Origin of the sequence: Rhodosalinus sediminis (genome assembly GCF_003385555.1) — a bacterium.
Classification (GTDB): Bacteria; Pseudomonadota; Alphaproteobacteria; order Rhodobacterales; family Rhodobacteraceae; genus Rhodosalinus; species Rhodosalinus sediminis.
In genome coordinates this window covers 14,159-37,788 of the sequence record NZ_QOHR01000001.1, presented here as the reverse complement: position 1 = coordinate 37,788, position 23,630 = coordinate 14,159, and the positions used below count along the sequence as shown (strand labels likewise).

At 73.3% G+C, this 23,630-nt stretch carries 28 protein-coding genes and 1 tRNA gene; 14 read left to right on the top strand and 15 right to left on the bottom strand.

Annotated elements, in window-relative coordinates:
• Positions 1 to 44: 44 nt before the first annotated feature.
• Both DRV84_RS00220 and DRV84_RS00215 read right to left on the bottom strand, forming a co-directional pair.
• Positions 45 to 407 carry a hypothetical protein gene (locus DRV84_RS00220; protein ID WP_115977740.1) on the bottom strand — a complete coding sequence of 121 codons (363 nt, stop codon included), beginning with the start codon at positions 405 to 407 and terminating at the stop codon, positions 45 to 47.
• Between the two features lie 10 nt (positions 408 to 417).
• Positions 418 to 1,197, bottom strand: a complete 780-nt coding sequence (locus DRV84_RS00215) for a TrmH family RNA methyltransferase (protein ID WP_115977739.1) — start codon at positions 1,195 to 1,197, stop codon at positions 418 to 420.
• A gap of 129 nt (positions 1,198 to 1,326) precedes the next feature.
• On the opposite strand from DRV84_RS00215, the gene DRV84_RS00210 reads away from it, so the two are divergent.
• Positions 1,327 to 1,410: transfer RNA gene (locus DRV84_RS00210), tRNA-Tyr, on the top strand.
• Positions 1,411 to 1,714: 304 nt separating this feature from the next.
• Here the strand turns inward: DRV84_RS00210 and ruvB are convergent.
• The 3 genes from ruvB to ruvC all read right to left on the bottom strand — a co-directional run bounded on the left by ruvB (position 1,715) and on the right by ruvC (position 3,991).
• Positions 1,715 to 2,746 (bottom strand): Holliday junction branch migration DNA helicase RuvB, encoded by a 1,032-nt coding sequence (ruvB, locus tag DRV84_RS00205; protein ID WP_115977738.1) that lies wholly within the window; start codon positions 2,744 to 2,746, stop codon positions 1,715 to 1,717.
• A gap of 70 nt (positions 2,747 to 2,816) precedes the next feature.
• Positions 2,817 to 3,494, bottom strand: a complete 678-nt coding sequence (gene ruvA, locus DRV84_RS00200) for a Holliday junction branch migration protein RuvA (RefSeq protein WP_115977737.1) — start codon at positions 3,492 to 3,494, stop codon at positions 2,817 to 2,819.
• Positions 3,491 to 3,991 (bottom strand): crossover junction endodeoxyribonuclease RuvC, encoded by a 501-nt coding sequence (ruvC, locus tag DRV84_RS00195; RefSeq protein ID WP_115977736.1) that lies wholly within the window; start codon positions 3,989 to 3,991, stop codon positions 3,491 to 3,493. Before ruvC ends, ruvA begins: the two co-directional genes overlap by 4 nt.
• Before the next feature lie 359 nt (positions 3,992 to 4,350).
• Here ruvC and DRV84_RS00190 point away from each other — a divergent pair, with 359 nt between their 5' ends.
• Complete coding sequence (locus DRV84_RS00190) at positions 4,351 to 4,551, top strand: DUF1127 domain-containing protein (RefSeq protein ID WP_115977735.1); 201 nt, start codon at positions 4,351 to 4,353, stop codon at positions 4,549 to 4,551.
• 103 nt (positions 4,552 to 4,654) lie between these two features.
• On the opposite strand, the gene DRV84_RS00185 is transcribed toward DRV84_RS00190, so the two are convergent.
• On the bottom strand, positions 4,655 to 4,993 hold the full coding sequence (locus DRV84_RS00185; RefSeq protein WP_115977734.1) for a hypothetical protein: 339 nt from the start codon (positions 4,991 to 4,993) through the stop codon (positions 4,655 to 4,657).
• Between the two features lie 108 nt (positions 4,994 to 5,101).
• Complete coding sequence (locus tag DRV84_RS00180) at positions 5,102 to 5,977, bottom strand: 50S ribosomal protein L11 methyltransferase (RefSeq protein WP_115977733.1); 876 nt, start codon at positions 5,975 to 5,977, stop codon at positions 5,102 to 5,104.
• 146 nt (positions 5,978 to 6,123) lie between these two features.
• On the opposite strand from DRV84_RS00180, the gene DRV84_RS00175 reads away from it, so the two are divergent.
• The gene (locus DRV84_RS00175) at positions 6,124 to 7,185 is read left to right on the top strand and encodes a YeeE/YedE family protein (protein ID WP_115977732.1); all 1,062 of its coding nucleotides are present in this window, start codon (positions 6,124 to 6,126) and stop codon (positions 7,183 to 7,185) included.
• 25 nt (positions 7,186 to 7,210) lie between these two features.
• Here DRV84_RS00175 and DRV84_RS00170 read toward each other — a convergent pair whose 3' ends face one another.
• Positions 7,211 to 9,409, bottom strand: a complete 2,199-nt coding sequence (locus DRV84_RS00170; RefSeq protein WP_115977731.1) for a primosomal protein N' — start codon at positions 9,407 to 9,409, stop codon at positions 7,211 to 7,213.
• A 72-nt stretch (positions 9,410 to 9,481) separates the two neighbouring features.
• Here DRV84_RS00170 and fsa point away from each other — a divergent pair, with 72 nt between their 5' ends.
• From fsa to DRV84_RS00150, 4 genes are all read left to right on the top strand, one after another.
• Positions 9,482 to 10,135 carry a fructose-6-phosphate aldolase gene (gene fsa, locus DRV84_RS00165; RefSeq protein ID WP_115977730.1) on the top strand — a complete coding sequence of 218 codons (654 nt, stop codon included), beginning with the start codon at positions 9,482 to 9,484 and terminating at the stop codon, positions 10,133 to 10,135.
• A gap of 39 nt (positions 10,136 to 10,174) precedes the next feature.
• Positions 10,175 to 10,897 (top strand): DUF484 family protein, encoded by a 723-nt coding sequence (locus DRV84_RS00160; RefSeq protein ID WP_115977729.1) that lies wholly within the window; start codon positions 10,175 to 10,177, stop codon positions 10,895 to 10,897.
• Positions 10,894 to 11,823, top strand: a complete 930-nt coding sequence (locus DRV84_RS00155) for a tyrosine recombinase XerC (RefSeq protein ID WP_192881375.1) — start codon at positions 10,894 to 10,896, stop codon at positions 11,821 to 11,823. Before DRV84_RS00160 ends, DRV84_RS00155 begins: the two co-directional genes overlap by 4 nt.
• A gap of 353 nt (positions 11,824 to 12,176) precedes the next feature.
• The gene (locus DRV84_RS00150; RefSeq protein WP_115977727.1) at positions 12,177 to 12,869 is read left to right on the top strand and encodes a CDP-alcohol phosphatidyltransferase family protein; all 693 of its coding nucleotides are present in this window, start codon (positions 12,177 to 12,179) and stop codon (positions 12,867 to 12,869) included.
• Positions 12,870 to 12,873: 4 nt separating this feature from the next.
• Here the strand turns inward: DRV84_RS00150 and DRV84_RS00145 are convergent, their stop codons facing one another.
• A complete protein-coding gene (locus tag DRV84_RS00145) occupies positions 12,874 to 13,659 on the bottom strand; it encodes an ABC transporter permease (protein ID WP_115978030.1) in 786 nt (261 codons plus the stop codon).
• Between the two features lie 232 nt (positions 13,660 to 13,891).
• On the opposite strand from DRV84_RS00145, the gene DRV84_RS00140 reads away from it, so the two are divergent.
• The 6 genes from DRV84_RS00140 to DRV84_RS00115 all read left to right on the top strand — a co-directional run bounded on the left by DRV84_RS00140 (position 13,892) and on the right by DRV84_RS00115 (position 17,788).
• A complete protein-coding gene (locus DRV84_RS00140; RefSeq protein ID WP_115977726.1) occupies positions 13,892 to 14,551 on the top strand; it encodes a GcrA family cell cycle regulator in 660 nt (219 codons plus the stop codon).
• Between the two features lie 194 nt (positions 14,552 to 14,745).
• The gene (gene rimO, locus DRV84_RS00135; protein WP_115977725.1) at positions 14,746 to 16,104 is read left to right on the top strand and encodes a 30S ribosomal protein S12 methylthiotransferase RimO; all 1,359 of its coding nucleotides are present in this window, start codon (positions 14,746 to 14,748) and stop codon (positions 16,102 to 16,104) included.
• A 65-nt stretch (positions 16,105 to 16,169) separates the two neighbouring features.
• On the top strand, positions 16,170 to 16,412 hold the full coding sequence (locus DRV84_RS00130; RefSeq protein ID WP_115977724.1) for a CDGSH iron-sulfur domain-containing protein: 243 nt from the start codon (positions 16,170 to 16,172) through the stop codon (positions 16,410 to 16,412).
• A 54-nt stretch (positions 16,413 to 16,466) separates the two neighbouring features.
• On the top strand, positions 16,467 to 16,847 hold the full coding sequence (locus DRV84_RS00125) for a thiol-disulfide oxidoreductase DCC family protein (protein WP_115977723.1): 381 nt from the start codon (positions 16,467 to 16,469) through the stop codon (positions 16,845 to 16,847).
• Between the two features lie 38 nt (positions 16,848 to 16,885).
• Positions 16,886 to 17,476 (top strand): thymidine kinase, encoded by a 591-nt coding sequence (locus DRV84_RS00120; protein WP_115977722.1) that lies wholly within the window; start codon positions 16,886 to 16,888, stop codon positions 17,474 to 17,476.
• Between the two features lie 57 nt (positions 17,477 to 17,533).
• Positions 17,534 to 17,788 carry a hypothetical protein gene (locus tag DRV84_RS00115; RefSeq protein ID WP_115977721.1) on the top strand — a complete coding sequence of 85 codons (255 nt, stop codon included), beginning with the start codon at positions 17,534 to 17,536 and terminating at the stop codon, positions 17,786 to 17,788.
• Between the two features lie 86 nt (positions 17,789 to 17,874).
• Here DRV84_RS00115 and DRV84_RS00110 read toward each other — a convergent pair whose 3' ends face one another.
• Genes DRV84_RS00110 through DRV84_RS00095 form a run of 4 tightly spaced genes read right to left on the bottom strand, consistent with a single transcriptional unit; the run spans position 17,875 to position 20,499 of the window.
• Positions 17,875 to 18,825, bottom strand: a complete 951-nt coding sequence (locus tag DRV84_RS00110; RefSeq protein WP_115977720.1) for a 2-hydroxyacid dehydrogenase — start codon at positions 18,823 to 18,825, stop codon at positions 17,875 to 17,877.
• Positions 18,822 to 19,160 carry a tRNA-binding protein gene (locus DRV84_RS00105; RefSeq protein ID WP_115977719.1) on the bottom strand — a complete coding sequence of 113 codons (339 nt, stop codon included), beginning with the start codon at positions 19,158 to 19,160 and terminating at the stop codon, positions 18,822 to 18,824. The genes DRV84_RS00110 and DRV84_RS00105 overlap by 4 nt, the downstream gene beginning before the upstream one ends.
• Positions 19,153 to 19,968, bottom strand: a complete 816-nt coding sequence (gene proC, locus DRV84_RS00100) for a pyrroline-5-carboxylate reductase (protein ID WP_115977718.1) — start codon at positions 19,966 to 19,968, stop codon at positions 19,153 to 19,155. The genes DRV84_RS00105 and proC overlap by 8 nt, the downstream gene beginning before the upstream one ends.
• 30 nt (positions 19,969 to 19,998) lie before the next feature.
• Positions 19,999 to 20,499, bottom strand: a complete 501-nt coding sequence (locus DRV84_RS00095) for a type III secretion system chaperone family protein (protein ID WP_115977717.1) — start codon at positions 20,497 to 20,499, stop codon at positions 19,999 to 20,001.
• Between the two features lie 489 nt (positions 20,500 to 20,988).
• Here DRV84_RS00095 and DRV84_RS15835 point away from each other — a divergent pair, with 489 nt between their 5' ends.
• Entirely contained in the window at positions 20,989 to 21,324 is a 336-nt protein-coding gene (locus DRV84_RS15835) for a hypothetical protein (protein WP_205026712.1), read from the top strand.
• 250 nt (positions 21,325 to 21,574) lie between these two features.
• Here the strand turns inward: DRV84_RS15835 and DRV84_RS00085 are convergent, their stop codons facing one another.
• Both DRV84_RS00085 and DRV84_RS00080 read right to left on the bottom strand, forming a co-directional pair.
• A complete protein-coding gene (locus tag DRV84_RS00085; RefSeq protein ID WP_115977716.1) occupies positions 21,575 to 22,606 on the bottom strand; it encodes an AI-2E family transporter in 1,032 nt (343 codons plus the stop codon).
• Positions 22,607 to 22,819: 213 nt separating this feature from the next.
• Positions 22,820 to 23,611 (bottom strand): inositol monophosphatase family protein, encoded by a 792-nt coding sequence (locus tag DRV84_RS00080; RefSeq protein ID WP_115977715.1) that lies wholly within the window; start codon positions 23,609 to 23,611, stop codon positions 22,820 to 22,822.
• Positions 23,612 to 23,630 lie beyond the last annotated feature (19 nt).

Below are 23,630 nucleotides of genomic sequence, written 5' to 3'. Positions count from 1 at the left end.
CAGGCCAAGAGGGGGCGGAGAGCCCCCTCCCGCGCGGCCGACGCTCAGTCGAAGATGTCCTCGATCGCGTCCACCACCTCCGACAGCGCCTTGCGGAAGACCGACTTGCGCTTGCGTTTCTTCTTCTTCTTCCCGAGCGCCTTCGGCGGCACCCGCGCGGGGGCGGGGCCGCGCACCTCCGCGGGCGGCGCGGGCGCGACGCGCCGCCCGTCGCGGCGCCGCCCCTTGGCGCCGGGCGCGGGCGGGCGATGCGCCTCGGGCTCCACCGCGTCGGCGCGCAGCGCCTTCAGCTCGTGCAGCGGCGCGCCGCAGGCCGTGCAGACGAGCTCGTGCCGGCGCCCGTCGAACTCGAGCGCCGCGCGGGTGCCGCAGTAGCTGCAGGTGGCGATCTTCGTGGCCCGCGGCATCGCCCCTCCCTCACGCCGTCCGCGCGGCGTGGAGCGCCACCGCCGCGGCGTTGGAGACGTTGAGCGAGCCGAAGCCGCCGGCGGGCGCGATCCGCGCCAGCGCATCGCAGGTCTCGCGCGTGCGCGGGCGCAGCCCCGGCCCCTCGGCGCCCAGCGCGAGCACGAGCGGCCCCGCCGCATGCGGCGCGAGCGCCTCGGCGAGCTCCGCCTCCGCCGCGCCGTCGAGCCCCACCACCGCGAAGCCGAGTCCCTTCAGCTCCTCGAGCGCATCGGCGAGGTTGCGCACCCGCAGGTAGGGCTGACGCTCCAGCGCGCCCGAGGCCGCCTTGGCGAGCGCGCCGGTCTCCGGCGCGGCGTGATGGCGCGGCGCGATCACGGCGGCGGCCCCGAAGACCTCGGCCGAGCGCAGGATCGCGCCCACGTTGTGCGGGTCCGTCACCCGGTCGAGCGCCACGACGCGCAGCGGCGCCGGCCCCGCGAGCGCCGCCTCGGCGAGCGGCCCCCAGTCGAGCGGGCGCACCTCGAGCGCCGCGCCCTGGTGCACCGAGCCCGGATCGAGCGGCGCGGCGAAGCGGCGCGGGTCGCTCACCTCGGGCACAATCCCCGCGGCGGCGATGGCGTCGGCGAGCTTGTCGCGCGCGTTCGGCGTGACGATCAGCCGCCGCCGGTCGCGTCGCGGGTTCATCAGCGCGTCGCGCACCGCGTGCAGCCCGAAGAGCCACACGGTCTCCGCGGCGGCGGCGCGCCGGCCGCGCTCCTTCTCGATTACCCAGGCGGGTTTCCTGGCCATGCGCGCTCCTTGTCCGGACCGCCCGGACAATGGGCACGCATCCACGCCCCTGCAAGCGATTTTCCCGTTGACGCGATGCCCGCCCCCGGATAACCACCGCGCCACGACACGGGCCGCGGCCCGACGGTCGGGCGACGAGCTGCAAGGTGCGGCAGCGGACTGTAAATCCGCCGGGGAGACCCATGCCAGGTTCGATTCCTGGGTCGCCCACCACTCCTCACGACACCCCACGTCCCGCGCCGCACGGCCTCATCGACTGTGGTCTCCCGGCGGCGGGCCGCCGTCCGAAAAACCGCCCCGCGCCGGCGCCGCAGGGCGCCCCTGCCCCGCCCCACCTGACCGGCGCCCGCCAAAGCCTCTCCACGCGACCGCCCATCATCTTGGCGGAAATACTCTCGGGGGTGAATGCCGCGTCAGCGGCAGAGGGGGCGGACAGCCCCCTCGCCACGGCCGCGCCGGGCGCTACAGCCCGGCCGGCCCGGCCACGGCGAGGCCCGCGCCCCGCCGCGCCGGAGCGTCACCCCTCGAACAGCCCCGGCTGCCCCGGAGGCGGCGGCGGGGCGAGGCCGAGGTGCGTCCAGCCGCGCGGCGCGAGCATCCGGCCCCGCGGCGTCCGCTGCAGAAGGCCCTGCTGCAGGAGGTAGGGCTCGACCACCTCCTCCAGCGCGTCGCGGCTCTCGGACAGCGCAGCGGCGATCGTCTCGATGCCCACCGGCCCGCCGGTGTAGCTCTCCGCGATGAGCCGCAGATACCGCCGGTCGGCCCCGTCGAGGCCGAGGTCGTCCACCCCGAGCCGGGTCAGCGCCCCGTCGGCGAGCGCCTTCGTCACGCGCCCGTCGCCCTCGACCACGGCGAAATCGACGACCCGGCGCAGGAGCCGCCCGGCGATGCGCGGCGTGCCGCGGGCGCGGCGCGCGATCTCCTCGGCGCCGGCGGGCTCGGCCGCGACGCCGAGCTTCTCCGCGTTGCGCGCCACGATCTGCGCGAGCTCGGCCACCTCGTAGAACTGCAGCCGCGTCGGGATGCCGAAACGGTCGCGCAGCGGCGTCGTCAGGAGGCCGAGCCGTGTCGTCGCCCCCACCAACGTGAAGGGCTGCAGCTCGATCCGCACGGTGCGCGCCGCCGGTCCCTCGCCGATCACGAGGTCGAGCTCGAAATCCTCCATCGCCGGGTAGAGCACCTCCTCGACCACCGGGTTCAGGCGGTGAATCTCGTCGATGAAGAGGACGTCGCGCGCCTCGAGGTTGGTGAGGATCGCGGCGAGATCGCCCGCCTTGGCGAGCACTGGGCCCGAGGTCATGCGGAAATTGACCCCGAGCTCGCGCGCGACGATCTGCGCCAGCGTCGTCTTGCCGAGGCCGGGCGGCCCGAAGAAGAGCGTGTGATCCATCGCCTCGCCGCGGGCGCGGGCGGACTCGAGAAAGACGCGCAGGTTCGCGCGCGCCTCCGCCTGCCCCACGAAATCGCCGAGCGCGAGCGGGCGCAGCGCGCGGTCCGCGTCGCCCGCCTGCCGCTCGGGGCGGAGCGTGGGATCGGGGCCGGCGGTCATCGCTCTTCCAGCCCGTACGGGCTGTCATCGCGAAGAGGGACCATGCGGGACCGATGAGCGCGCATCTCTCCTATCCCTTCGGCGCGAGGCGGCTGAGCGCTCCGCGGATCAGCGCCGCGGTGTCGGCCTCGGGCGCGGCGTCCAGCGCCTCGGCCACCGCGGCGGCGGCCTCGCCCGGGGCGTAGCCCAGATTGCCGAGCGCCGACAAGGCCTCGGCCCGGGCGGGCGTCTCCTGCGGCGGCGCCGGGCGCGGCGCGGCCGGGGCGGGTGCAGCCGCGGGCACCGCGTCGCCCGCGCCCTCTTCCGGCGACGCCGGGGGCGACGCGGCGTGGTCGAGCGCCATGACCCCCGGCGCCTTGTCCTTGAGCTCGTTGACGACGCGCTGCGCGGTCTTGGGGCCGATCCCCTTCGCCGCGCGGATCGCCGACCAGTCGCCGAGCGCCACCGCCCGGCTCACCCCGTCGGCGCCCAGCGCGCCGAGGATGGCGAGCGAGGCCTTCGCGCCCACGCCCTGCACCCGCATCAGCAGGCGGTGCCACTCCCGCTCGCCGAGGGTGAGGAAGCCGTAGAGCTGCAGCAGGTCCTCCCGCACGAGGAGATCGGTCCAGAGCGCCACCGCCTCCCCCGGCGCGGGCAGCGCGCCCAGCGTGCGCTCGGAGCAATGGACGACGTAACCCACGCCGCGCACGTCGATCAGCACGTGATCCTCGGCGCGGTACTCGATCCGCCCGGCGAGCCGCCCGATCATCGCGCCGCCCCCGCGAGCGCATGGAGCCGCCGCCCGTTGGCGTGATGCGCGTGGCAGATCGCGACGGCCAGCGCGTCGGCGGCGTCGGGCCCCGCGATCTCGACGCCCGGGAGCTGCATGCGGACCATGTGCTGGATCTGCTCCTTGGCGGCGTGGCCGACGCCGACCACCGTCTTCTTGACCTGGTTGGGGGCGTATTCGTCCACCGCGAGCCCCGCCTGCGCCGGCACGAGGAGCGCGATCCCCCGCGCCTGCCCGAGCTTCAGCGTGCCGGCCGCGTCCTTGTTGACGAAGGTCTGCTCGACCGCCGCGCAGTCGGGCGCCCAGCGGGCGACGACGTCGGTGAGCTGGGCGTGCAGCGACAGCAGCCGCTCGGGCAGCCCGCCCTCGCCCGAGCGGCAGTGCCCGTTGGCGAGATGGGCGAGTCGCCCGCCCTCGGCCTCGATCACGCCCCACCCGAGGGTGCGCAAGCCCGGATCGATCCCGAGAACCCGCATGTCCGCCCCGCTCTGTTGCCTTTCGGACGCACTAGCACGAAAGGCGAACGCGCGCCAACTCGAAACCGCGGATGGCCTGTTCGCGACACCCGTGTCGCAGGCAGGCGACAGGGGTGCCGGAAAGCGACGCGAAACGGTCCCGGAGCGACATTTTCGGCCTCAATTTATCGTTTCATGTCAGCGCGTTGTTACCTGTCAAGAGGCATGTCGGCGCTGCATGCGACCCATGCGTTTTTCGCGATTGTGCGGGGCCTCGCCCGGGCCTAACTGCGGCGGGTCGGACACAGGAACGGCAGGTCTCGCGGCGGGGTCTCCGCCGCGTCGACCCACCGGTCCGCGCAGGCAGAAGGAGGCTGGAAATGGCTGCATTCGATACCGCCCGTACGCACTACGGCACGTCGGCCGTGACCGGCCGCACGTCGCTCGGGATCGCCGGCTTCGTCGGCGCCCTCGCGGCGTGGAATGACGCACGCGTGACGCGCAAGACCCTGTCGAAGCTCAGCGACCGCGAGCTCGAAGACATCGGCCTGTCCCGCGGCGACATCGACCGGATCGGCTGACCCCCGCACCAGCGCACGGACGATAGGCAAGGCCCGGCCCATTTCGGCCGGGCCTTCGCATGTCGGGACGCGCGCTCGGGGCGGCCGGCGCCCGGAGCCGCGCTCAGTCGATGTAGGGCGCGATGCGCGCCGCGACCCAGACGCTCGCCGGATCGGCCTGCATCGCCCAGGCACCGGCCTGCTCGACCACCGTGCCGCCGCGCAGCAGGTCGAGCCGCTCCTCGTAGAGCGGGGCGCCGAGGTGGGCGAGGACGAGCCCCTTGAAGCCGATGAAGCCGACCGCGATCAGCAGGAGCCCGCGCAGCGGCGCGAACAGGCTGGCACGTCGGGGTCGGTAGGTCACGAGCCCCGTGCTGTCGATATAGGGCTCCGCGCCGCGCGACAGGCGGCGATGCCGACGCAGGATGCGCCGCCGGCGCTTCTCGAAATCCGCATGAGCCATGCGCGCACGTCTCCGGGTCACCGGCCCCCACCGGTTGCGGCATACTGTGGCCAAAAATGTGGCGACATCAAGGCGAACGCCGCGACTTGTACGCCGGAGGGGCCGAAATCAGGCGGATTTGCGCAGCTCGAGCGTGAGCCAGTCGACAATCTGCTCCCGCTCGACGAGATCGAAGCCGTGGCGTGCATAATGCTCCGCCACATCCTCGCCCTGATCGGCGAGGATGCCGGAGAGAATCAGCCGCCCCCCGGGCGCGCAATGCGCCGCCATCGCCGGGGCGAGCGCGATCAGCGGCCCCTTCAGGATATTGGCGAGGATCAGGTCGAAGGGCGCCGCCGCGGCGATGTCGGGGTGCTGAAAGCCCTCTGCCGTGACGCAGGCCACGCGCTCCGACAGCCCGTTCGCGGCGAGGTTCGCCTCCGCCACCTCGACGGCGACGGGGTCGTTGTCGGAGGCCAGAACCGCCGCCCCGGGCCAGAGCCGCGCCGCCGCCATGGCGAGCACCGCGGTGCCGCAGCCGATGTCGGCCACCCGCGCCGGCGCGCAGCCCCCCTGCGCCGCCCGTTCGAGGGCGCGGAGGCACCCCTGCGTCGTGCCGTGGTGGCCGGTGCCGAAGGCCATGCTCGCCTCGATCAGGAGCGCCTCGGCGCCCTCGGGCACCTTCCCGGCGTCGTGCGCGCCGTGGACGAAGAAGCGCCCCGCCTCCACCGGCGCGAGCTCGCGCTGGACCTTGGCGACCCAGTCGGTCTCGGGCAGCGCGGAGACGAGGAAACGGTCGGCGCCATGCGCCGCCGCGAGCAGCGCCAGCGCCACCTCGTCGGGCGCGGCGTCGAAATAGGCGCCCACCTCCCAGCGGCCCGCGCCGTCCTCGATCTCGAAGACGCCGACGCCCGTGGGCGCGGGCTCGAGCGCCTCGAGCGCCTCGCCGAGGGCCTCGGCGGCCTCCTTGCCGTGCAGCGTCGTGAAGGCGGTGTAGCTGGTCATGGGGCGCGCTCCGTCGGGGTCGCGCGGCTCGTGGCAAGCCCGCGCGCCGGCGTCAAGGCAGGACGGCGCCGCCTCTGATCTGCATCAAGGCGCGCGGCGCGCGGCCGGGCTAACCCTGCGTCGGGTTTCGGCGAGGGAGACGCGCCATGGACATCATTCCCTTCCTCGACCGCGTGGGCGAGGCACCGGCGGCGGCCATCTTCGGGCTGCTCACCGGCCTGATCTTCGGCGTGGCGGCGCAGCGCTCGCGCTTCTGCCTGCGCGCGGCGACGGTGGAGTTCGCGCGCGGCGCCATGGGCGACAAGGTGGCCGTGTGGCTCCTGACCTTTTCCACCGCGCTCTTCTGGGTGCAGGCGGCCTCGCTCGCCGGGCTGATGAGGCCCGAGGACGCGCGCATGCTCGCCGTCCCCGGAAGCTGGTCCGGCGCGATCGTCGGCGGGCTCCTCTTCGGCGCGGGGATGGTGCTGGCGCGCGGCTGCTCGGGGCGGCTTCTGGTGCTGGCGGCGACGGGCAACCTGCGCTCGGTCGTCTCGGGGCTGATCTTCGCCGTGGTCGCACAGATGAGCCTCGCGGGGTGGCTCTCGCCGCTGCGCGACCGGATCGCGGGCCTCTGGGTCACCGAGGGCGGGCAGAACGTGAACCTGCTCACCGCCGCGGGCCTGCCCCAGTGGGGCGGCGTGGCGCTCGGCGTCGGGATCGCCGCGCTCGCGCTGGAACTGGCGCGGCGCAACCGCATCGGGCCCGCACGGCTGATCTTCGCCTCGGGCGTCGGCTTCTCGGTCGCGGTGGGCTACTGGCTGACCTTCTCGCTGGCGCAGGTCGCCTTCGACCCGGTGACGGTCGAGAGCGTCACCTTCACCGGCCCCTCGGCGGAAACGCTGATGTTCACCCTCGAGCGCGATCCGGTCCTCGGCTTCGACATCGGGCTGGTGCCCGGCGTCTTCCTCGGCGCCTTCCTCGCCGCGTGGTGGGCGGGCGATCTGAAGTTCCAGGGCTTCGAGAACGAGGTGAACATGCGCAAGGCGATGACCGGCGCGGCGATGATGGGCTTCGGCGGCATGCTCGCGGGCGGCTGCGCCATCGGCGCGGGTGTCACCGGCGGCTCGATCTTCGCCGCGACCGCCTGGACCGCGCTCTTCTGCATGTGGATCGGCGCGATGCTCACCGACCTGCTCGTGGACCAGCGCGCCGCCGCCGCGGCGGCCTGAGGGTGCGGGCGCGGCGGCGCCCCCCTCAGAAGAAGCTCTGCGGGTCGATGTCCACGGCGAGGCGGAGCGGCGCCTTCACCTCGACCTGAGCGAGCCACTCGGACAGGGCGGGCTGAAGCGGCGCGCCCTTCGCGGCCTTGACGAGGAGCCGCACCCGGTGGCGGCCGCGTATCCGCGCGATGGGCGCGGGCGCGGGGCCCCAGACCTCCGCCCCGATGCGGCGCAGCGGCCCATCCGCCCGGGCGAGCGCCTGGCCCAGCTGAAACACGGGCTCGGGCTCCGGCCCGGAGAGGATGATCCCGGCGAGCCGGCCGTAGGGCGGCATGCCGGTCGCCTGCCGCGCCGCAGCCTCGGCGCGCCAGAAGCCCTCCTCGTCGCCGGCGAGGATCGCGCGGATCACCGGGTGGTCGGGCTGATGGGTCTGAAGCATCGCCACGCCCGGCTTTTCCTTGCGCCCGGCGCGCCCCGCCACCTGCCGCATGAGCTGAAAGGTGCGCTCGGCCGCGCGCAGGTCCGAGCCGTGCAGCGCGAGGTCGGCGTCGATCACGCCGACGAGCGTCAGGAGCGGGAAGTTGTGGCCCTTCGCCACCAGCTGCGTGCCGATCACGATGTCGGCGCCGCCCTCGGCGATGGCGGCGATCTCGGCCTTAAGCGCGCGGGCGGAGGCGAAGAGATCCGAACTGAGCACCGCGAGCCGCGCCTCGGGAAAGCGCGCCTGCGCCTCCTCGGCGAGGCGCTCGACGCCCGGGCCGATGGCGGCGAGGCTCTCCTCCTTGCCGCACTCGGGACAGGCCGCGGGCGTCGGGATCGACTCGCCGCACTGGTGGCAGACGAGCCGCTTCAGGAAGCGATGCTCCACCAGCCGCGCGTCGCAATCGGGGCAGGCGATCTGATGCCCGCAGGCGCGGCAGAGGGTGACCGGCGCGTAGCCCCGCCGGTTGATGAAGAGAAGCGCCTGCTCGCCGGCCGCGATGCGCGTCTCGACCGCGCGCGCCAGCGTCTCGGAGATCCAGCGCCCCGCGGGCAGCCCCTCGGCGCGCATGTCGATGGCGCGCATCTCGGGCAGCACCGCGCCGAAGCGCGCGGCGAGCTCGAGCCGGTCATACTTGCCCGCCTCGACGTTCGCCCATGTCTCGAGCGAGGGCGTGGCGGAGGCGAGCACCACCTGCGCGCCCGCGTGCGCGGCGCGCAGCACGCTCATGTCGCGGGCGTTGTAAAGCACGCCCTCCTCCTGCTTGTAGGAGCTGTCGTGCTCCTCGTCGACGATGACGAGGCCGAGGTCGGCGAAGGGCAGGAAAAGCGCCGAGCGCGCGCCCACCACCATCTGCGCGCCGCCCTCGCCCGTCATGCGCCAGACGCGGCGGCGCTCGGTCATGGTCAGGCCCGAGTGCCACTCCGCCGGGCGCGCGCCGAAGCGCGCCTCGACCCGGTCGAGGAACTCCGCCGTCAGCGCGATCTCGGGCAGGAGGACGAGCGCCTGCCGCCCGCGCGCGAGACATTCCGCGACCGCCTCCAGATAGACCTCCGTCTTGCCCGAGCCGGTCACGCCCTTGAGGAGCGTTGTCGCGTAGCCGCCCGCGGCGACGCCCGCGCGCAGCGCCTCGGCCGCCGCCGCCTGATCGGCGCTGAGCGGCTTGCCGCGCACCTCCGGGTCGAGGCGGGGAAAGGGCGCGTCGCGCGGCGTCTCGATCTCGGCCACCGCGCCCTGCGCGACGAGGCCCTTGACCACCGAGGCCGAGACGCCCGCCGCCTCCGTGAGCTCGGCGAGCGTCAGGCCCGAGGTGGCCGCCTCCAGCGCGTCGAGCACGCGGGCGCGCGCGTCGGTCATCCGCGTCGGCGCGCGCTCTCCGGCCACGAAGAGCCGCCGCATCGCCGGCGGATCGCCGAGGCCCGGCGCGCGGGTCGCGAGCCGCAGCATCGCCGGCAGCGGCGTCAGCGTGTAGTCCGCCGCCCGCTCGAGGAAGGCGCGCAGCTCGGGGCGCATCGGCGCGGCGTCGAGCACGCGCAGCACCGACCGGAGCTTGCCCGCCGCCACCTCCCCCGTGCCGGGGCCCCAGACCACGCCGAGCACCTTGCGCGGGCCGAGCGGCACCTCGACGAAGGCACCCGCGCGCAGCCCGCCCGCCGGCGCGCGGTAATCGAGCGGGCGCCCGAGCGGCTGCGTCGTCAGCACGGCGATGCGCGCGCCCTCGGGGAAGGCGTCGGGGATCGGGGCTTTGCTCATGGCCGCAACCGGAGTAAAGGCGAGCGCGACAGAGGCCAAGCCGCAACCGCGCCGCAGCGAAAGAGACAGCCCATGAAATTCTTCGTCGACACCGCCGACATCGAGGCCATCCGCGATCTTCACGCCCTCGGGGTCGTGGACGGCGTGACCACCAACCCCTCGCTCATCATGAAGGCGGGCCGCGACATCCGCGAGGTCACCGCCGAGATCTGCGCCCTCGTCGACGGCCCCGTCAGCGCCGAGACCGTCGCCACCGACGCCGAGGGCATGATCGCCGAGGGCCGCGAGCTCGCCACCATCGCCGGGAACATCGCGATCAAGGTGCCGCTGACCTGGGAGGGGCTGAAGGCCTGCAAGACGCTCTCGGGCGAGGGGCGCATGGTCAACGTCACGCTCTGCTTCTCGGCCGCGCAGGCGCTTCTCGCCGCGAAGGCGGGCGCGAGCTTCATCTCGCCCTTCATCGGCCGGCTCGACGACGTCAACCTCGACGGGCTGCAGCTGATCTCCGACATCCGCGAGATCTACGACATGCACGGCTACGAGACCGAGGTGCTCGCCGCCTCGATCCGCTCGGTCAACCACATGACCGAATGCGCGAAGATCGGCGCCGACGTGGCCACCGCGCCGCCGGCGGTGATCCGGGCGATGGCGGCGCATCCGCTGACCGACAAGGGCCTCGCCACCTTCCTCGCCGACTGGGAAAAAACGGGGCAGAAAATTCTCTGACCGCGTGGTAGGGTCATGGAAAACGACCGAGAGGCCGGCATGAGCAGCACCGCGAGCCCCGCCGAGATCGACCCGTCGCTGCGCGCGCGCCTGATCCGCGACCCCGAGACGATCCTAGAGGACGCGGAGGTCATGCGCGCCCTCGTCGCCGCGAACGAGCGGGCGATGGGCGCCAACGTCGTGGACATGCGCGGCCTCGCGATGGAGCGGCTCGAGGCGCGGCTCGACCGGCTGGAAGAGACCCACCGCAGCGTGATCGCGGCCGCCTACGAGAACCTCGCCGGCACGAACCAGATCCACCGCGCCGTGCTGCGGATGCTCGACCCGCTGGAGTTCGAGACCTTCCTCGCCGATCTCGAGGGCGAGGTCGCCGCGATCCTCAGGGTGGACGCGATCCGGCTGGTGCTCGAATCGGCGCGGAGCGCGGAGGACCCGGCGCTCGCCCGTCTCGGCGCGGTGCTGCAGGTCGCGGCGCCGGGCTTCGGGCGCGATTACGCGGGCGCGCGCGGCAACGCCCGGGGCGAGCCGCGGCCGGTGACGCTGCGCCGGATCGAGAGCGGCGCGGGCTGGCTCTACGGGCCGCGCGCGGGCGATCTGCGCTCGGAGGCCTGCCTCCGGCTCGACCTCGGGGAGGGGCGCCTGCCGGGGATGCTGCTGATGGCGTCGCGGGACCCGCAGCAGTTCAGCCCGGAGCACGGCACCGATCTCCTGGCCTTCTTCGGCGGCGTCTTCGAGCGCTCGATGCGGCGCTGGCTGGCGTGATCGCGCCGGGCGCGGCTGAGGCGCTCGAGGACTGGCTCGCCGCGCGGCGCGCGCTGACGGGCGCGGCGCCCAACACCGAGGACGCCTATCGCCGGGACGTCGCCGGCTTCCTCGCCTTTCTCGCCGGGCACCGCGGCGGGCCGCAGGGCCGCGCCGCGCTTTCGCGCGCGGGGCTCTCGGACATCCGCGCCTGGCTCGCCGCGGGGCGCGCGGCGGGCGCCGGGCCGCGCACGCTCGCCCGGCGGCTCTCGGCGGTGAAGAGCTTCTACCGCTGGCTCGCCGAGACCGACGGCTTCGACGCCTCGGCGATCCTCGCCGCGCGCGCGCCGAAGCACGCGCGCCGCCTGCCCCGCCCGCTCCCCGAGGACGCCGCGCGCGAGATGCTCGGGACCTTGGGCCACCAGCACCCCGAGCCCTGGATCGCGGCGCGCGACACAGCCGTCGTGACGCTCCTTTACGGCTGCGGGCTGCGCATCTCGGAGGCGCTCGGGCTCACCGGCGCCGACTGGCCCTTCGGCGAGAGCCTGCGCATCGCGGGCAAGGGCGGGAAGACGCGGCTCGTGCCCCTGATCCCGGCGGCGACGGAAGCGGTGGGCGCCTATCTCGCCCTCTGCCCCTACCCGCGCGCGGCCAGGGCGCCGCTCTTTCGCGGCGCGCGGGGCGGGGCGCTCAACCCGCGCCTCGTGCAGAAGGCGACCGCCCGCGCGCGCGCCCAGCTCGGCCTGCCGGCGACGGCGACGCCGCACGCGCTGCGCCACAGCTTCGCGACGCATCTCCTCTCGGCCGGGGGCGACCTGCGCGCGATCCAGGAGCTCCTCGGCCACGCGTCGCTCTCGACGACGCAGGGCTACACAGAAGTGGACACCGCGCGGCTGATGGACGTCTACGCGGCGGCGCATCCGAAAGCGGGCGGCGGCGCGGGTTGAGGCGGCGGCGGAGGGGGCGCTGCCCCCTCTTGGCCTGCGGCCAATTCACCCCCGGGATATTTGCGCCAAGAAGAAGGACCGCGGGGTATCGGGTGGCGCGGGACGGGCGGCGCGGCTTTCGGTCTCCGCCTGGCGTGTCGGTGCTCCGGCTGGTCGTGGCGGCTCCGGGGACCCGGGGCGACCGGGGCGCGCCGGGCCTGCGGGGCGATCTCCGCATGCGAGGCGGCGGCGCGGGCGTTCCCGGCGGGCGATGCCGCCCCGGCGCGGGGGGAGAGGGAGACACGGGGCGCGCGGCGGCGGACGGGCGGACGGGGCTGTTGAACCGCTGCCGCAGTTCCGCCATGAGGGGCGGCATGACCATGACCGCCAAGGCCGTTCTCGTCCATCTCTTCACCGCCACGGGCGCCGTCTTCGCCATGCTCGCCATGCTCGCGGCGGCGGACGGCGACTGGCCGATGATGGTGCTCTGGCTGATCGTCGCCTTCGCTGTGGACGGCGTGGACGGGCCGCTCGCCCGGCGCTACCACGTGCGCAGTCACGGCGGGCGGTTCGACGGCGATCTGCTCGACCTGATCATCGACTACCTGACCTACGTCTTCATCCCGGCCTTCGCGCTCTTCAAGTCGGGGCTTCTACCGGGCTGGACGGGCTGGGTGGCGATCATCCTGATCACCTTCGCCTCGGCGCTCTATTTCGCCGACACGCGGATGAAGACGGAGGACAAGTCGTTCAACGGCTTCCCGGGCGCCTGGAACATGGTGGTGCCGGTGCTCTTCGTGATCGAGCCCAACTTCTGGCTGATCCTCGCGCTGGTGGCGGCGCTCGCCGTGGCGATGTTCCTGCCGCTGCGCTTCGTGCATCCGGTGCGCACGGCGCGCTGGCGGGCGGTCTCGCTGCCGGTGGCGGTGCTCTGGTCGGCGCTCGTCTTCTGGACCGCCTGGCACGGCTTCGACGGCGGGCCGGCGGCGAGCTGGGCGCTGGGGCTGTCCTCGGTCTACCTGCTGCTGGCCGGGATCGCGCAGCAGGCCATCCCGGCGCGGGGCTGAGCGCTCAGGCCTTGAGCCGCGTGCCGCGGCGGAAGAGCCACCAGCAGACGAGGCTGACCGCCGCCGTCGAGGCCATGCAGATCCAGAGGCCGAGCCACGGCGAGCTGTCCGAGACGCCGAGGATGCCGTAGCGCACCCCGTCGATCAGGTAGAAGACCGGGTTGACGTGGGTCACGGTCCACATCGCGTCGGGCAGCGCCTCGACCGAGTAGAAGGTCCCCGACAGGAAGCTGAGCGGCGTGATGACGAAATTGGTGATCGCCGCCATCTGGTCGAACTTGCGCGCGAAGATGCCCGCGATCACGCCCAGCGCCCCGAGGAAGGCCGAGCCCAAGAGCACGAAGGTCAGCGCCCAGAGCGGATGGGCGATGCCGATGCCGAGCACGAGGAGAAAGCCCGCGCCCACGCCGAGCGCCACGAAGAGCCCGCGCGCCACCGCACCGGCGAGATAGCCGATCACCAGCTCGCCCGAGGAGAGCGGCGGCATCAGCGTGTCCACGATGTTGCCCTGCACCTTGGAGACCATGATGGAGGAGGACGAATTGGCGAAGGCGTTCTGGATCACCATCATCATCAGGATGCCGGGCGCGATGAAGGTGGTGAAATCGACGCCCATGACGTCGCCCCGCCGCGGTCCGATCGCCAGGGTGAAGATCGCCACGAAGAGCCCCGCGGTGACCAGCGGCGCGAGCAGCGTCTGCGTCCAGACCGCGACGAAGCGCATCACCTCCCGCTCGATCAGCGTCCAGAGCCCGAGCCAGTTCACCCGGCCGAAGCGGCGCACTCCCATGGTCTGCCCTGCCGCCGGGCGCGCGGCGCCTTGCGTCCCCGTCTGCACGCCGGTCTGCGTCTCGGTCGCCATCGCCTGCCTCCTTTCGCCGCGTCCCGCGCGAGTCGCGGCCTTGTAACCCACGTGCGAGTGCATAGAATGGAGTGCTGAGAAATGTCCACGCGGCGGGCGGCCGGCGGCCTCCGCGCGTCGCCGTCTGGATCGGGCCTTCACGAAGCTTTTGGGAATCTGCATGTCCTGGACCGAGGAACGCGTCGAGCTGTTGAAACGGATGTGGAGCGAGGGGCAGTCCGCCTCGCAGATCGCCAAGGAGCTCGGCGGCGTCACGCGCAACGCCGTGATTGGCAAGGTGCACCGCCTCGGGCTCTCGAACCGCGGGACGGGCGCGGCGGCCGGCGCCGCGGAAGAGGCGGCGCCGGCCGAGGCCGAGCCCGCCCCGGTCGCCGCCGACCCGGCACCGGCCGCGGCGGAGCCCGCCGCGCCCGCAGAGCCCGCCGAAACCGAGGCGGCGCCCGAGCCCGCCCCGGCGCCCGAGCCGGCCGCGGTCGACCCGATGGAGGACGAGGCCGCCGAAGACGAGGAGGCGGACGCGGAGAGCGCCGAGGCGGCGCCGGCGCGCAAGCCCGTGCCGGGCCAGCCGATGCCCCCCCAGCCGTCCACCAACGAGATCAGCCCCGAGGCGCTCGCCAAGGTCAGCGAGGTCGAGAAGAAGGCGCGCAAGATCACGCTGATGGAGCTGACCGAGCGCACCTGCAAATGGCCGCTCGGCGACCCGGCGACCGAGGATTTCTGGTTCTGCGGCCTGCCCGTGCAGCCCGGCAAGCCCTACTGCGAGGCGCATGTCGGCGTCGCCTTCCAGCCGATGAGCTCCCGGCGCGACCGGAAGCGGTAACACGACGGACGGCTGCCCGGCGCACCCGCGAACCGCGGGCGGTGCCGAACCGGCGCCTGCGGCGGGACGCGACGGCGCAGCCGGGCGCCCGCCAAGGCGCTTGCAAGCGCCTTGGCCCGGTGGCCGCCCGCAAGCGAGAGGCATCCGGCCGTGTGGCTTGTGCCCCGGGGAGCGGGGGGCCTATATCCAACCCCATGACCGCGAACCCGCCCGATCTGCGCCCCGACCTCGCTCAGGCCCGCCTCGCGGAGACGCGCCGCCCCGGACAACCCACCATCGGGATGGTCTCGCTCGGCTGCCCCAAGGCACTGGTGGACAGCGAGCGCATCCTCACGCGGCTCCGGGCGGAGGGCTACGGCATCTCGCCCGATTACGCGGGCGCCGACGCGGTGATCGTCAACACCTGCGGCTTCCTCGACAGCGCGAAGGCCGAGAGCCTCGAGGCGATCGGCGAGGCGCTCGACGCCAACGGGCGGGTGATCGTGACCGGCTGCCTCGGCGCGGAGCCCGAGTACATCACCGGGGCGCATCCCAAGGTCCTCGCCGTCACCGGCCCGCACCAGTACGAACAGGTGCTCGACGCCGTGCATGCCGCCGTGCCGCCGGCGCCCGATCCCTTCGTGGACCTGCTGCCCGCCTCGGGCGTCACGCTCACGCCGCGCCACTACAGCTACCTGAAGATCTCCGAGGGCTGTAACCACAAGTGCCGCTTCTGCGTGATCCCGGACATGCGCGGGAAGCTCGCGTCCCGCCCGCACCGCGCGGTGATGCGCGAGGCCGAGAAGCTGGTCGAGGCGGGGGTGAAGGAGCTTCTCGTCATCAGTCAGGACACCTCCGCCTATCTCACCGATCAGGAGCGGCTGGGCGAGGAGGCGCCGATCACCCGGCTCGCCCGCGATCTGGGGAGCCTCGGCGCCTGGGTGCGGCTGCATTACGTCTATCCCTACCCGCACGTCCGCCAGCTGATCCCGCTGATGGCGGAGGGGTTGGTGCTGCCCTACCTCGACATCCCCTTTCAGCACGCCCACCCCGAGACGCTGAAGCGCATGGCGCGCCCCGCCGCGGCGGCGCGGACGCTCGATGAGATCGCCGCCTGGCGCGCGATCTGCCCCGAGATCGCGCTGCGCTCCACCTTCATCGTGGGCTATCCCGGCGAGACGGAGGCGGAGTTCCAGACGCTGCTCGACTGGCTGGAGGAGGCGCGCCTCGACCGGGTGGGCTGCTTCAAGTACGAGAACGTCGCCGGCGCGCGCTCCAACGCGCTGCCCGATCACGTGCCCGAGGAGGTCAAGGAGGAGCGCTGGCACCGCTTCATGGAAAAGGCGCAGGCGATCTCGGAGGCGAAGCTCGCCGAGACGGTGGGCCGCCGCCTCGAGGTGATCGTGGACGAGGTCGACGCCGAGGCCGCCACCTGCCGCACGAAGGCCGACGCGCCCGAGATCGACGGCTGCCTCTTCATCGACGCGGGCCACGAGGGCCTCTCCCCGGGCGACGTCGTGACCGTCGAGGTGGACGAGGCGGGCGACTACGATCTCTGGGGCCGGCGCATCTGACCCTTTCCGCGCGGCGCGGGGCGCTTACCTACCCGTGCGGACCAGCCATCGGAAAGGAGAGCCGGATGTCCGACACCCCCGAGATCGCGCAGAAAGCGCCCTACCCCGTCGAGGTGACCGCCGGGAAAAGCTACATGTGGTGCGCTTGCGGGCGCTCGGCCAAGCAGCCCTTCTGCGACGGCAGCCACAAGGGCACGGACTTCGCCCCCATCCGCTACACCGCGGAGGCGGACGGCAAGGTCTTCTTCTGCGGCTGCAAGGCGACGGGCGACTCCCCGCTCTGCGACGGCTCGCATTCGCGGCTCTGAGCCCGCGACGCCGCGCCGCTGGACCGGGCGGCGCGCGCGGCTAGGTCATGAAGCATGACCGACGCTGCCGAAATCCACGTGCTCTACAACGCCGAGTGCCCGATCTGCTCCGCCGAGATCGGGCACTACAAGGCCTACGCCGAGCGGCGGGACCTGCCGATCCGCTTCGATGACCTGAACGGCCCGGCGCGCGCCGCCTGGGGCCTCTCGGGGGACGAGGCCGCCCGGCGCCTCTACGTCGCGCGGGACGGCACCTTCCACGGTGGCATCGACGGCTTCCTGATCCTCTGGCGCGCGATGCCGCGCTATCGCTGGCTCGCGCGGATCGTGGGGCTGCCGGGGCTGCGCCCGCTCGCCGGCCTCGTCTACGACAAGGTGCTCGCGCCGCTCATCTACCGCATGCACCTGCGGCGCAAGGCGCGCGCCCGGGCCTGAGCCTTGCGTCCCGCCGCCCTGCGCGCGAGGAGGCGGGCATGGCGAAGCTGCACTTTCATTACTCCACCATGAACGCGGGCAAGTCGGCGCTCCTGCTGCAGGCGGCGCATAACTACCGCGAGCGCGGGATGGAGACGCTCCTCCTGACCGCAGCGGTGGACACGCGCGCAGGGAAGGGCCGCATCGGCTCGCGCATCGGGATCGGCGCGGCGGCCGAAGTCTTCGCGCCGGAGGACGACCTCGCCGCGCGGGTGGCCGGGCGGCTGGAGGAGGCGCAGCTCGCCTGCGTTTTCGTGGACGAGGCGCAGTTCCTGATGCCCGAACAGGTCTGGCAGCTCGCGCGCGTGGTGGATGACCTGCGCCTGCCCGTCATGTGCTACGGCCTGCGCGTGGATTTCCGGGGCGATCTCTTCCCCGGCTCCGCGGCGCTGCTCGCACTCGCCGACGAGATGCGCGAGGTGCGCACGATCTGCCACTGCGGGCGCAAGGCGACGATGGTGGTGCGCCGCGGCCCGGACGGCACCGCGCTGCGCGAGGGCGCGCAGGTGCAGATCGGCGGCGACGAGACCTACGTCTCGCTCTGCCGGCGCCACTGGCGCGAGGAGATGGGCGACCGGGCGCGCCGCTGAGGCGGAACCGCGGCGCCGCCCCGCACGTTTCCCGCCAAACCGGAAGGAAACGCCATCATGGACCGCCTCAGCCTGATCATCAGCATCTTCACCGGCTCGGTGCTCACCGGCGGCATCGCCATCGCGGCCTTCAGCCTCGGGTATTACACGTGGGTCGCCGTCGCCGTGGCGGCGGTGGTTGGCTTCACGCTCGCTTGGCCGGCGGCCTACCTGATCTCGCAGCGGATCAAGAAGGACGATCCGGAATGGGAGCCCGACGCCGAACCCGGCGACTACGGCTACGTGCCCCCGCGCGACGCGCCCGAGGTCTGACGGGCGGAGAAGAATTTTCGTCCGAAAATTCTTCGGCGCCGCGCGCTTGGGGTCGTTGCGAATTTTCGTACGAAAATTCGCGGGGCTCACACCGTGTTGGGCACGGCGCGGCCGGCGAAGAAGGCCGCGAGGTTCTCGACCGCCATGTGCCCCATCGCCTCGCGCACCTCGAGAGCGGCGGTGCCGAGATGCGGCAGGAGCGTGACCTGTTCCATCTCGGTAAGCGCGCGCGGCACCTCCGGCTCGCGCTCGTAGACGTCGAGCCCCGCGCCCGCGATCTCGCCCGAGCGCAGGGCGTCGATCAGCGCGGCCTCGTCCACGATGTCGCCACGCGCGATGTTCACGAAGCGCGCGTGCGCCGGCATCGCGGCGAAGACCTCCGCGCCGATCATGTGGCGCGTCTCGGCGCCGCCGGGCAGCGCGACCACCAGCACGTCGGCCCAGGCCGCGAGATCGAGGAGCGCCATGCGCGTCGCGGGCACCTCGGCCTGCTTCTCCGAGCGGTTGGCGTAGGCGATCTCCATGCCGAAGCCGAGATGCGCGCGCCGCGCGATGGCCTGACCGATCCGGCCGAAGCCCACGACGCCGAGGCGCTTTCCCGTGACGTGCAACCCGAGGAGCTGCGTCGGGTGCCAGCCCTCCCACGCGCCGGCGCGCAGCAGGCGCTCGCCTTCCGAGGCGCGGCGGCAGCTCGTCAGGATCAGCATCATGCCGATGTCGGCCGTCGCGTCGGTGACCGCGCCGGGGGTGTTCGTGACCGTCACGCCGCGCGCCCGCGCCGCCGCCACGTCGATATGGTTGTAGCCCACGCCGAAGTTGGCGAGGATCCGGCAGCGCGGCGTCTCGACCTCGGCGAAGACCTCTTCGGAGAAGCGGTCGCCCAGCGTCGGCAGCACCCCGTCGTAGAGCGCGAGCGCCGCGCGCATCTCGGTCCCGTCCATGGGGGCCGTGCTCTCGCGCACCTCGAGGTCGAACTGCGCGCGCGCGGCCTCCAGCACGCGCTCGGGCAGCGGGCGGGTGACGAGCACGCGGGTCACTGCAGCCGCCCCCCGTCGGGCACGCGGGTGTCGGGCCCCACCAGCACGATCTCCCCGTTTTCGTCCGGCAGCCCGAGGACGAGGACCTCGGACACGAAGGGACCGATGCGGCGGGGCGGAAAGTTCACCAACGCCGCGACCTGCCGGCCCTTGAGCGTCGCGGGCTCGTAATGCGCGGTGATCTGCGCCGAGCTCTGCCGCTCGCCGATCTCCGGGCCGAAATCGATCCAGAGCTTGATCGCGGGCTTGCGCGCCTCCGGAAAACTCTCCGCACGCACCACCGTGCCCACGCGGATGTCGACCGCGTGGAAGTCCTCGATCCCGATCTCAGCCATCGCGCAGCTCCCGCGCCCGCGCCGCGGCGGCGGCCACCGTGCGCCGCATGAGCGGCGGAAGCCCCTGCGCCTCGTCCATCAGCACCTCGAGCCCCGCGGCGGTGGTGCCGCCCGGGCTGGTGACGTTGCGCCGCAGCGTCTCCGCGCTCTCCTCCGACTGCGCGGCGAGCGCGCCGGCGCCGGCCACCGTCGCGCGCGCCAGCGCCATGGCGAGATCGCGGGCGAGCCCCTCGGCCTCGCCCGCCTGCGCCAGCGCCTCGATCATGTGAAAGACGTAGGCCGGCCCGGAGCCCGAGACGCCGGTCACCGCGTCCATCTGACCCTCGTGCGCGAGGCGGACGACCTGCCCCACCGCCGAGAGAAGCTCCTCGGCGAGCGCGAGATGCGCCTCGCGCGCCGCGGCGTTGCCGATGATCGCGCTGATCCCGGCCCCCACGGCGGCCGGCGTGTTGGGCATCGCGCGGATCACCGGGGTCTCGGCGCCGAAGGCGGTCTCGAACCGCGAAAGCGGCGTGCCCGCGGCGACGGAGATCACCAGCGTGTCAGGGCCCGTGATCCCCGCGAGGCGCGGCAGCGCCGTGTCCATCATCTGCGGCTTGACGGCGACGAGGGCGACGGCCGGGCGCGCGGGCGGGTCCTCGTTCAGATGCACGCCGCGCGGGCCGAGCCCTTCGGGCGGCGCGGGGTCGAGCACCCATACGGAGCCCGGCGGCAGCCCGCGGGCGAGCCAGCCCTCCAGCATGGCGCCGCCCATCTTCCCGCAGCCCAGCAGGACCAGCCCGCGCCGCGCGATATCGTCGAGTGCCATGCCCCCTCCCTGATCCGGACGGGGCCAGTGTTACGCGCGGCCGTAGGCCTCGGCAATGGCGACCTGAAGCGCCTCCTCGGGGCTCCGCTCGCCCCAGACGACGAGCTGGAAGGCCGGGAAGTAGCGCTCCGCCGAGAGCACGGCGGCGGCGATCATGGTATCGATCTGCTCGGCGCTGGCCACCTGCCCGCCGGCGAGGACGAGCCCGTAGCGCCAGACCATGAGCTGCTGCTCGCCCCACCAGCAGAAGGCGCCGGCCCAGCAGCGCTCGTTGACGGCGTTGAGCGCGGCGACCAGCGCGCCCTCGCGGTCGGCGGGCGGCTCCATCTCGAAGGTGCAGATGAGCCGCAGCGTCTCGTCGGCGGGCGACCACGCGAGGGTGAGGGAGTAGGTGCGCCACTGCCCCTCGACGGCCATCGCGATCTGGTCCTCCGCGACGCGGTCGAAATCCCACGCGTTGTGCTCGGCCAGATGCTCCACGATGTCGATCGGGTGCAGATCGTCCTCGATATACTGCTCGGAAACGGACATGGCGCCACCTCTCTGCCTGCGTGCGGGGGAGACCCCCAAGCACTCGGTGCCTCCTCAAGGGGCGGGGTCTGACGCCCTGCCCCTCACGAGATATGGTGCGACCACCGCGCGGCCCTGTAAAGCGATAATTCGGTGACACCCGCAATGATTGGTGGCGCGGCGCCCCGCCGGGACGAAACCTGCCGCCGATCTGCGCCGGTGCTCCCCACGGTGGCGGCGTCCGATGTCGCGCCGCGGCGTTTCGTGAGCGGACACACGCGCGACGGCGCGGGCCGGGGCGCGGCGTCGGAGGCGCCTGTCCGCGCCCCGGTGCGCGGACGGCGCGTCGCCCAAGGGACGCGGCCCGGTCGGGGGCGCCGGGCCACTGCGGCCTCTCGCAGGGCGCACCGTCCATCCGGAACATGGGCGCGGCGGCCTTGCGCGGCCCGCGCCGCGGCCTCACCTTCGGGGCAACCGCCCCAGAGACCGAAGCCGCCCGGGCCGAAACCGATGCGACATCCCCGAAGCGCCCGGCCCGCGCGGCGCGAGAAACAGCGCCGCCGTCTCGCACGGCAGTTCCGCGCGCTGGAGCGCGCGGCGCCGCCCCGCCTGCGGCCCGCGATCCGGGCCGCGCAGGGCTCGGGCGGGTCGCTGATCCGGACGCCGGCGGGGCTTCTGCTGGTGGCGGGCGGGGTGTTTTCGTTCCTGCCGGTGCTCGGGCTCTGGATGCTGCCGGCGGGACTGCTGCTGCTGGCGATCGACCTGCCGCCGCTGCGCGGCCCGGTCTCGGCCGCGATCATCCGGGTGCGCCGGCGCTGGAAGACCCGGCGGCGGCGCGGGCGCTGACGCACGAAGGTGCCGGGCCGTGCGCGCCGCGCGCACCGTTCGCCTCGTCGGAATTGCCGGTATACTCCTTGATTTGCCCCACGGCGGCCCCGCGCGACGCCCGACCGCCGGGCGCCCCGGCCCCATCATCTTGGGTCAAATACTCTCGGGGGGTGAATTGGCCGTCAGGCCAAGAGGGGGGCGGACGCCCCCCTCGCCCGCGGCCGCCGCTCGGGCGGCGCCCCGCGCCCGGCCCGGAAGGCCGCTCCGCTCAGACCCGCCCGCTCGCCGAGAGCAGGACCGCGAGCGGCCGCGTCGCCCGGATCTCCGCGAGCACCAGCACGAGGCTCGCCGTCATGGGCACCGCCAGCAGCGCGCCGGCCAGTCCCCAGAGCGTGCTCCAGAAGGCCAGCGCGAGGAGCACCACGAAGGGGCTCAGGTTGAAGGCGCGCCCCATCATCCGCGGCTCCAGCCAGCCGCCCACGACCATCTGCGCCGTCGTCAGCGCGATCATGACCACGCCCGACATCCACAGCGTGCCGAACTGCGCGAGGCTGAGCAGCACGGGAAAGATCACGCCGATGATCGAGCCGATGTAGGGAATGTAGTTGAGAAAGGCGATCAGCACCGACCAGAAGAGCGCGAACTCGATGCCGAGCACCAGCATGATCGCGTAGGACAGCGCCCCGAGGATGACGTTGACCACAGTCTTGACGAAGAGATAGCCACCGATCCGCTCGTTGACCCGCGCCAGCAGCGACAGCGCCCGCGCGCCGGCCTCCTCGCCGCCCATGGCCATGACCACCTTGCGCGCCATCATGCCCCGCTCGGCCATCAGGAAGCTCGCGTAGAGCACCACGAGAAAGAGCGTCGTGCCGAAGTCCTGCAGCGACAGGAGCGCCGGCGTCACCCAGGACCCGGCGTCGATCCGATCGATCGTCGCGCGGCGCAGGTTCTCCCAGGTCGGCTCGTCCTCGATCCCCATGAGCCCGGCGCCGCGCGTGACGAGCGCGTCGAGGTTCGCCTCGTAGCGCGGCAGCGCCGCGACCACCTGCGCGAGGTTGTTGATCACCAGCACGAAGAGCAGCACCACGGCGACCGCGAAGGCGATCAGGATCAGCGTCCGGCGCATCCATCCCGGCAACCGGCCGAGCAGCGGCACGCTCTCCATGCTCGCCGCCGCGGTGGACAGCACGTAGACCGCGATGCCCGCGGCGAGCACCGGCAGGAGGACCGGCTTGCCGATCCACAGGAGCCAGCCCAGCATCAGCGCCAGCGCCAAGCCGTAGGTCGTGTTGCGCATCCCGCATCCCGAAGCGAAGGCCCGCCTGCGCAATCTCTTGGGTGCCGGTCCGCGGACTGTCAACACGCAGGCGCCGGCCCGCCTGCCGGGGCGGCGGGGGCGCCCGCGATGCGGGCGACTGTCCTTCGGGATACGCCGACGGGGGCCGGCGCTTGACCGCGATGGTGCGCCGCGCGCCGGGTTCAAGCGCCCCCGGCGAGCGGCGCGCCCGGCTCAGGCGCCGCGCAGGATCCCGGCGAGGCGGTCGAAGAGCGCGCCGTTGGCGGCGATCATCTCGCCGTGCGCGAGCGGCTCGGCCCCGTCGCGCACGGGCCCCGCGAGGCCGCCCGCCTCGGTCACGAGGAGCGAGCCGGCGGCGAGGTCCCAGATCTGCAGCTCGCGCTCCCAGTAGCCGTCGTAGCGGCCCGCGGCGACATAGGCGAGGTCGAGCGACGCCGCGCCCCAGCGCCGCACGCCGGCGCATTCGGGCATCAGCCGCGCGAGGTCCTGCAGCGTCGCCGGCAGCGTGCGCTTGGCGCCGAAGGGCACGCCGGTGGCGAAGATCGCCTCCGACATGCGGTCGCGCCCGGAGACGCGCATCCGGCGCGAGTCGTTCAGCCAGCAGCCCTGCCCCTTTTCGGCGTAGAACATCTCGTCCTTGGCCGGGTCGAAGACGACCGCCGCGGTGATCTGGCCCTTGTGCTCGAGCGCGATGGAGATCGCCCAGTGCGGCAGGCCGTGCAGGAAGTTGGTCGTCCCGTCGAGCGGGTCCACGATCCAGCGCCGGGTCTTGTCGGCGCCGGGGATCTCGCCCCCTTCCTCGGCGATCCACCCGTAGTTGGGCCGCGCGCCGAGGAGATCCTCCTTCAGGAGGCGCTCGGCGGCGAGGTCGGCGCGGCTGACGAAATCGCCGGCGCCCTTGGACGAGACCTGCAGGTTCTCGACCTCGCGGAAGTCCTTCACGAGGGAGCGGCCCGCGCGGCGCGCGGCCTTGATCATGATGTTGAGATTGGCGCTGCCCTGCATGGCCCGGCTCCTGTTCGGT

Bases quoted from the DNA above. Each gene is read 5' to 3' on its own strand.
- DRV84_RS00160 (WP_115977729.1), top strand. From the start codon at position 10,175: ATGAGCAGCACCGCGAGCCCCGCCGAGATCGACCCGTCGCTGCGCGCG.
- DRV84_RS00125 (WP_115977723.1), top strand. From the start codon at position 16,467: ATGACCGACGCTGCCGAAATCCACGTGCTCTACAACGCCGAGTGCCCG.
- DRV84_RS00130 (WP_115977724.1), top strand. From the start codon at position 16,170: ATGTCCGACACCCCCGAGATCGCGCAGAAAGCGCCCTACCCCGTCGAG.
- DRV84_RS00190 (WP_115977735.1), top strand. From the start codon at position 4,351: ATGGCTGCATTCGATACCGCCCGTACGCACTACGGCACGTCGGCCGTG.
- ruvB (WP_115977738.1), bottom strand. From the start codon at position 2,746: ATGACCGCCGGCCCCGATCCCACGCTCCGCCCCGAGCGGCAGGCGGGC.
- DRV84_RS00115 (WP_115977721.1), top strand. From the start codon at position 17,534: ATGGACCGCCTCAGCCTGATCATCAGCATCTTCACCGGCTCGGTGCTC.
- proC (WP_115977718.1), bottom strand. From the start codon at position 19,968: ATGGCACTCGACGATATCGCGCGGCGCGGGCTGGTCCTGCTGGGCTGC.
- DRV84_RS00215 (WP_115977739.1), bottom strand. From the start codon at position 1,197: ATGGCCAGGAAACCCGCCTGGGTAATCGAGAAGGAGCGCGGCCGGCGC.
- DRV84_RS00095 (WP_115977717.1), bottom strand. From the start codon at position 20,499: ATGTCCGTTTCCGAGCAGTATATCGAGGACGATCTGCACCCGATCGAC.
- DRV84_RS00140 (WP_115977726.1), top strand. From the start codon at position 13,892: ATGTCCTGGACCGAGGAACGCGTCGAGCTGTTGAAACGGATGTGGAGC.
- DRV84_RS00185 (WP_115977734.1), bottom strand. From the start codon at position 4,993: ATGGCTCATGCGGATTTCGAGAAGCGCCGGCGGCGCATCCTGCGTCGG.
- DRV84_RS00170 (WP_115977731.1), bottom strand. From the start codon at position 9,409: ATGAGCAAAGCCCCGATCCCCGACGCCTTCCCCGAGGGCGCGCGCATC.
- DRV84_RS00150 (WP_115977727.1), top strand. From the start codon at position 12,177: ATGACCATGACCGCCAAGGCCGTTCTCGTCCATCTCTTCACCGCCACG.
- DRV84_RS00175 (WP_115977732.1), top strand. From the start codon at position 6,124: ATGGACATCATTCCCTTCCTCGACCGCGTGGGCGAGGCACCGGCGGCG.
- fsa (WP_115977730.1), top strand. From the start codon at position 9,482: ATGAAATTCTTCGTCGACACCGCCGACATCGAGGCCATCCGCGATCTT.
- DRV84_RS00120 (WP_115977722.1), top strand. From the start codon at position 16,886: ATGGCGAAGCTGCACTTTCATTACTCCACCATGAACGCGGGCAAGTCG.
- DRV84_RS15835 (WP_205026712.1), top strand. From the start codon at position 20,989: ATGCGACATCCCCGAAGCGCCCGGCCCGCGCGGCGCGAGAAACAGCGC.
- rimO (WP_115977725.1), top strand. From the start codon at position 14,746: ATGACCGCGAACCCGCCCGATCTGCGCCCCGACCTCGCTCAGGCCCGC.
- ruvC (WP_115977736.1), bottom strand. From the start codon at position 3,991: ATGCGGGTTCTCGGGATCGATCCGGGCTTGCGCACCCTCGGGTGGGGC.
- ruvA (WP_115977737.1), bottom strand. From the start codon at position 3,494: ATGATCGGGCGGCTCGCCGGGCGGATCGAGTACCGCGCCGAGGATCAC.
- DRV84_RS00105 (WP_115977719.1), bottom strand. From the start codon at position 19,160: ATGGCTGAGATCGGGATCGAGGACTTCCACGCGGTCGACATCCGCGTG.
- DRV84_RS00145 (WP_115978030.1), bottom strand. From the start codon at position 13,659: ATGGGAGTGCGCCGCTTCGGCCGGGTGAACTGGCTCGGGCTCTGGACG.
- DRV84_RS00220 (WP_115977740.1), bottom strand. From the start codon at position 407: ATGCCGCGGGCCACGAAGATCGCCACCTGCAGCTACTGCGGCACCCGC.
- DRV84_RS00180 (WP_115977733.1), bottom strand. From the start codon at position 5,977: ATGACCAGCTACACCGCCTTCACGACGCTGCACGGCAAGGAGGCCGCC.
- DRV84_RS00080 (WP_115977715.1), bottom strand. From the start codon at position 23,611: ATGCAGGGCAGCGCCAATCTCAACATCATGATCAAGGCCGCGCGCCGC.
- DRV84_RS00085 (WP_115977716.1), bottom strand. From the start codon at position 22,606: ATGCGCAACACGACCTACGGCTTGGCGCTGGCGCTGATGCTGGGCTGG.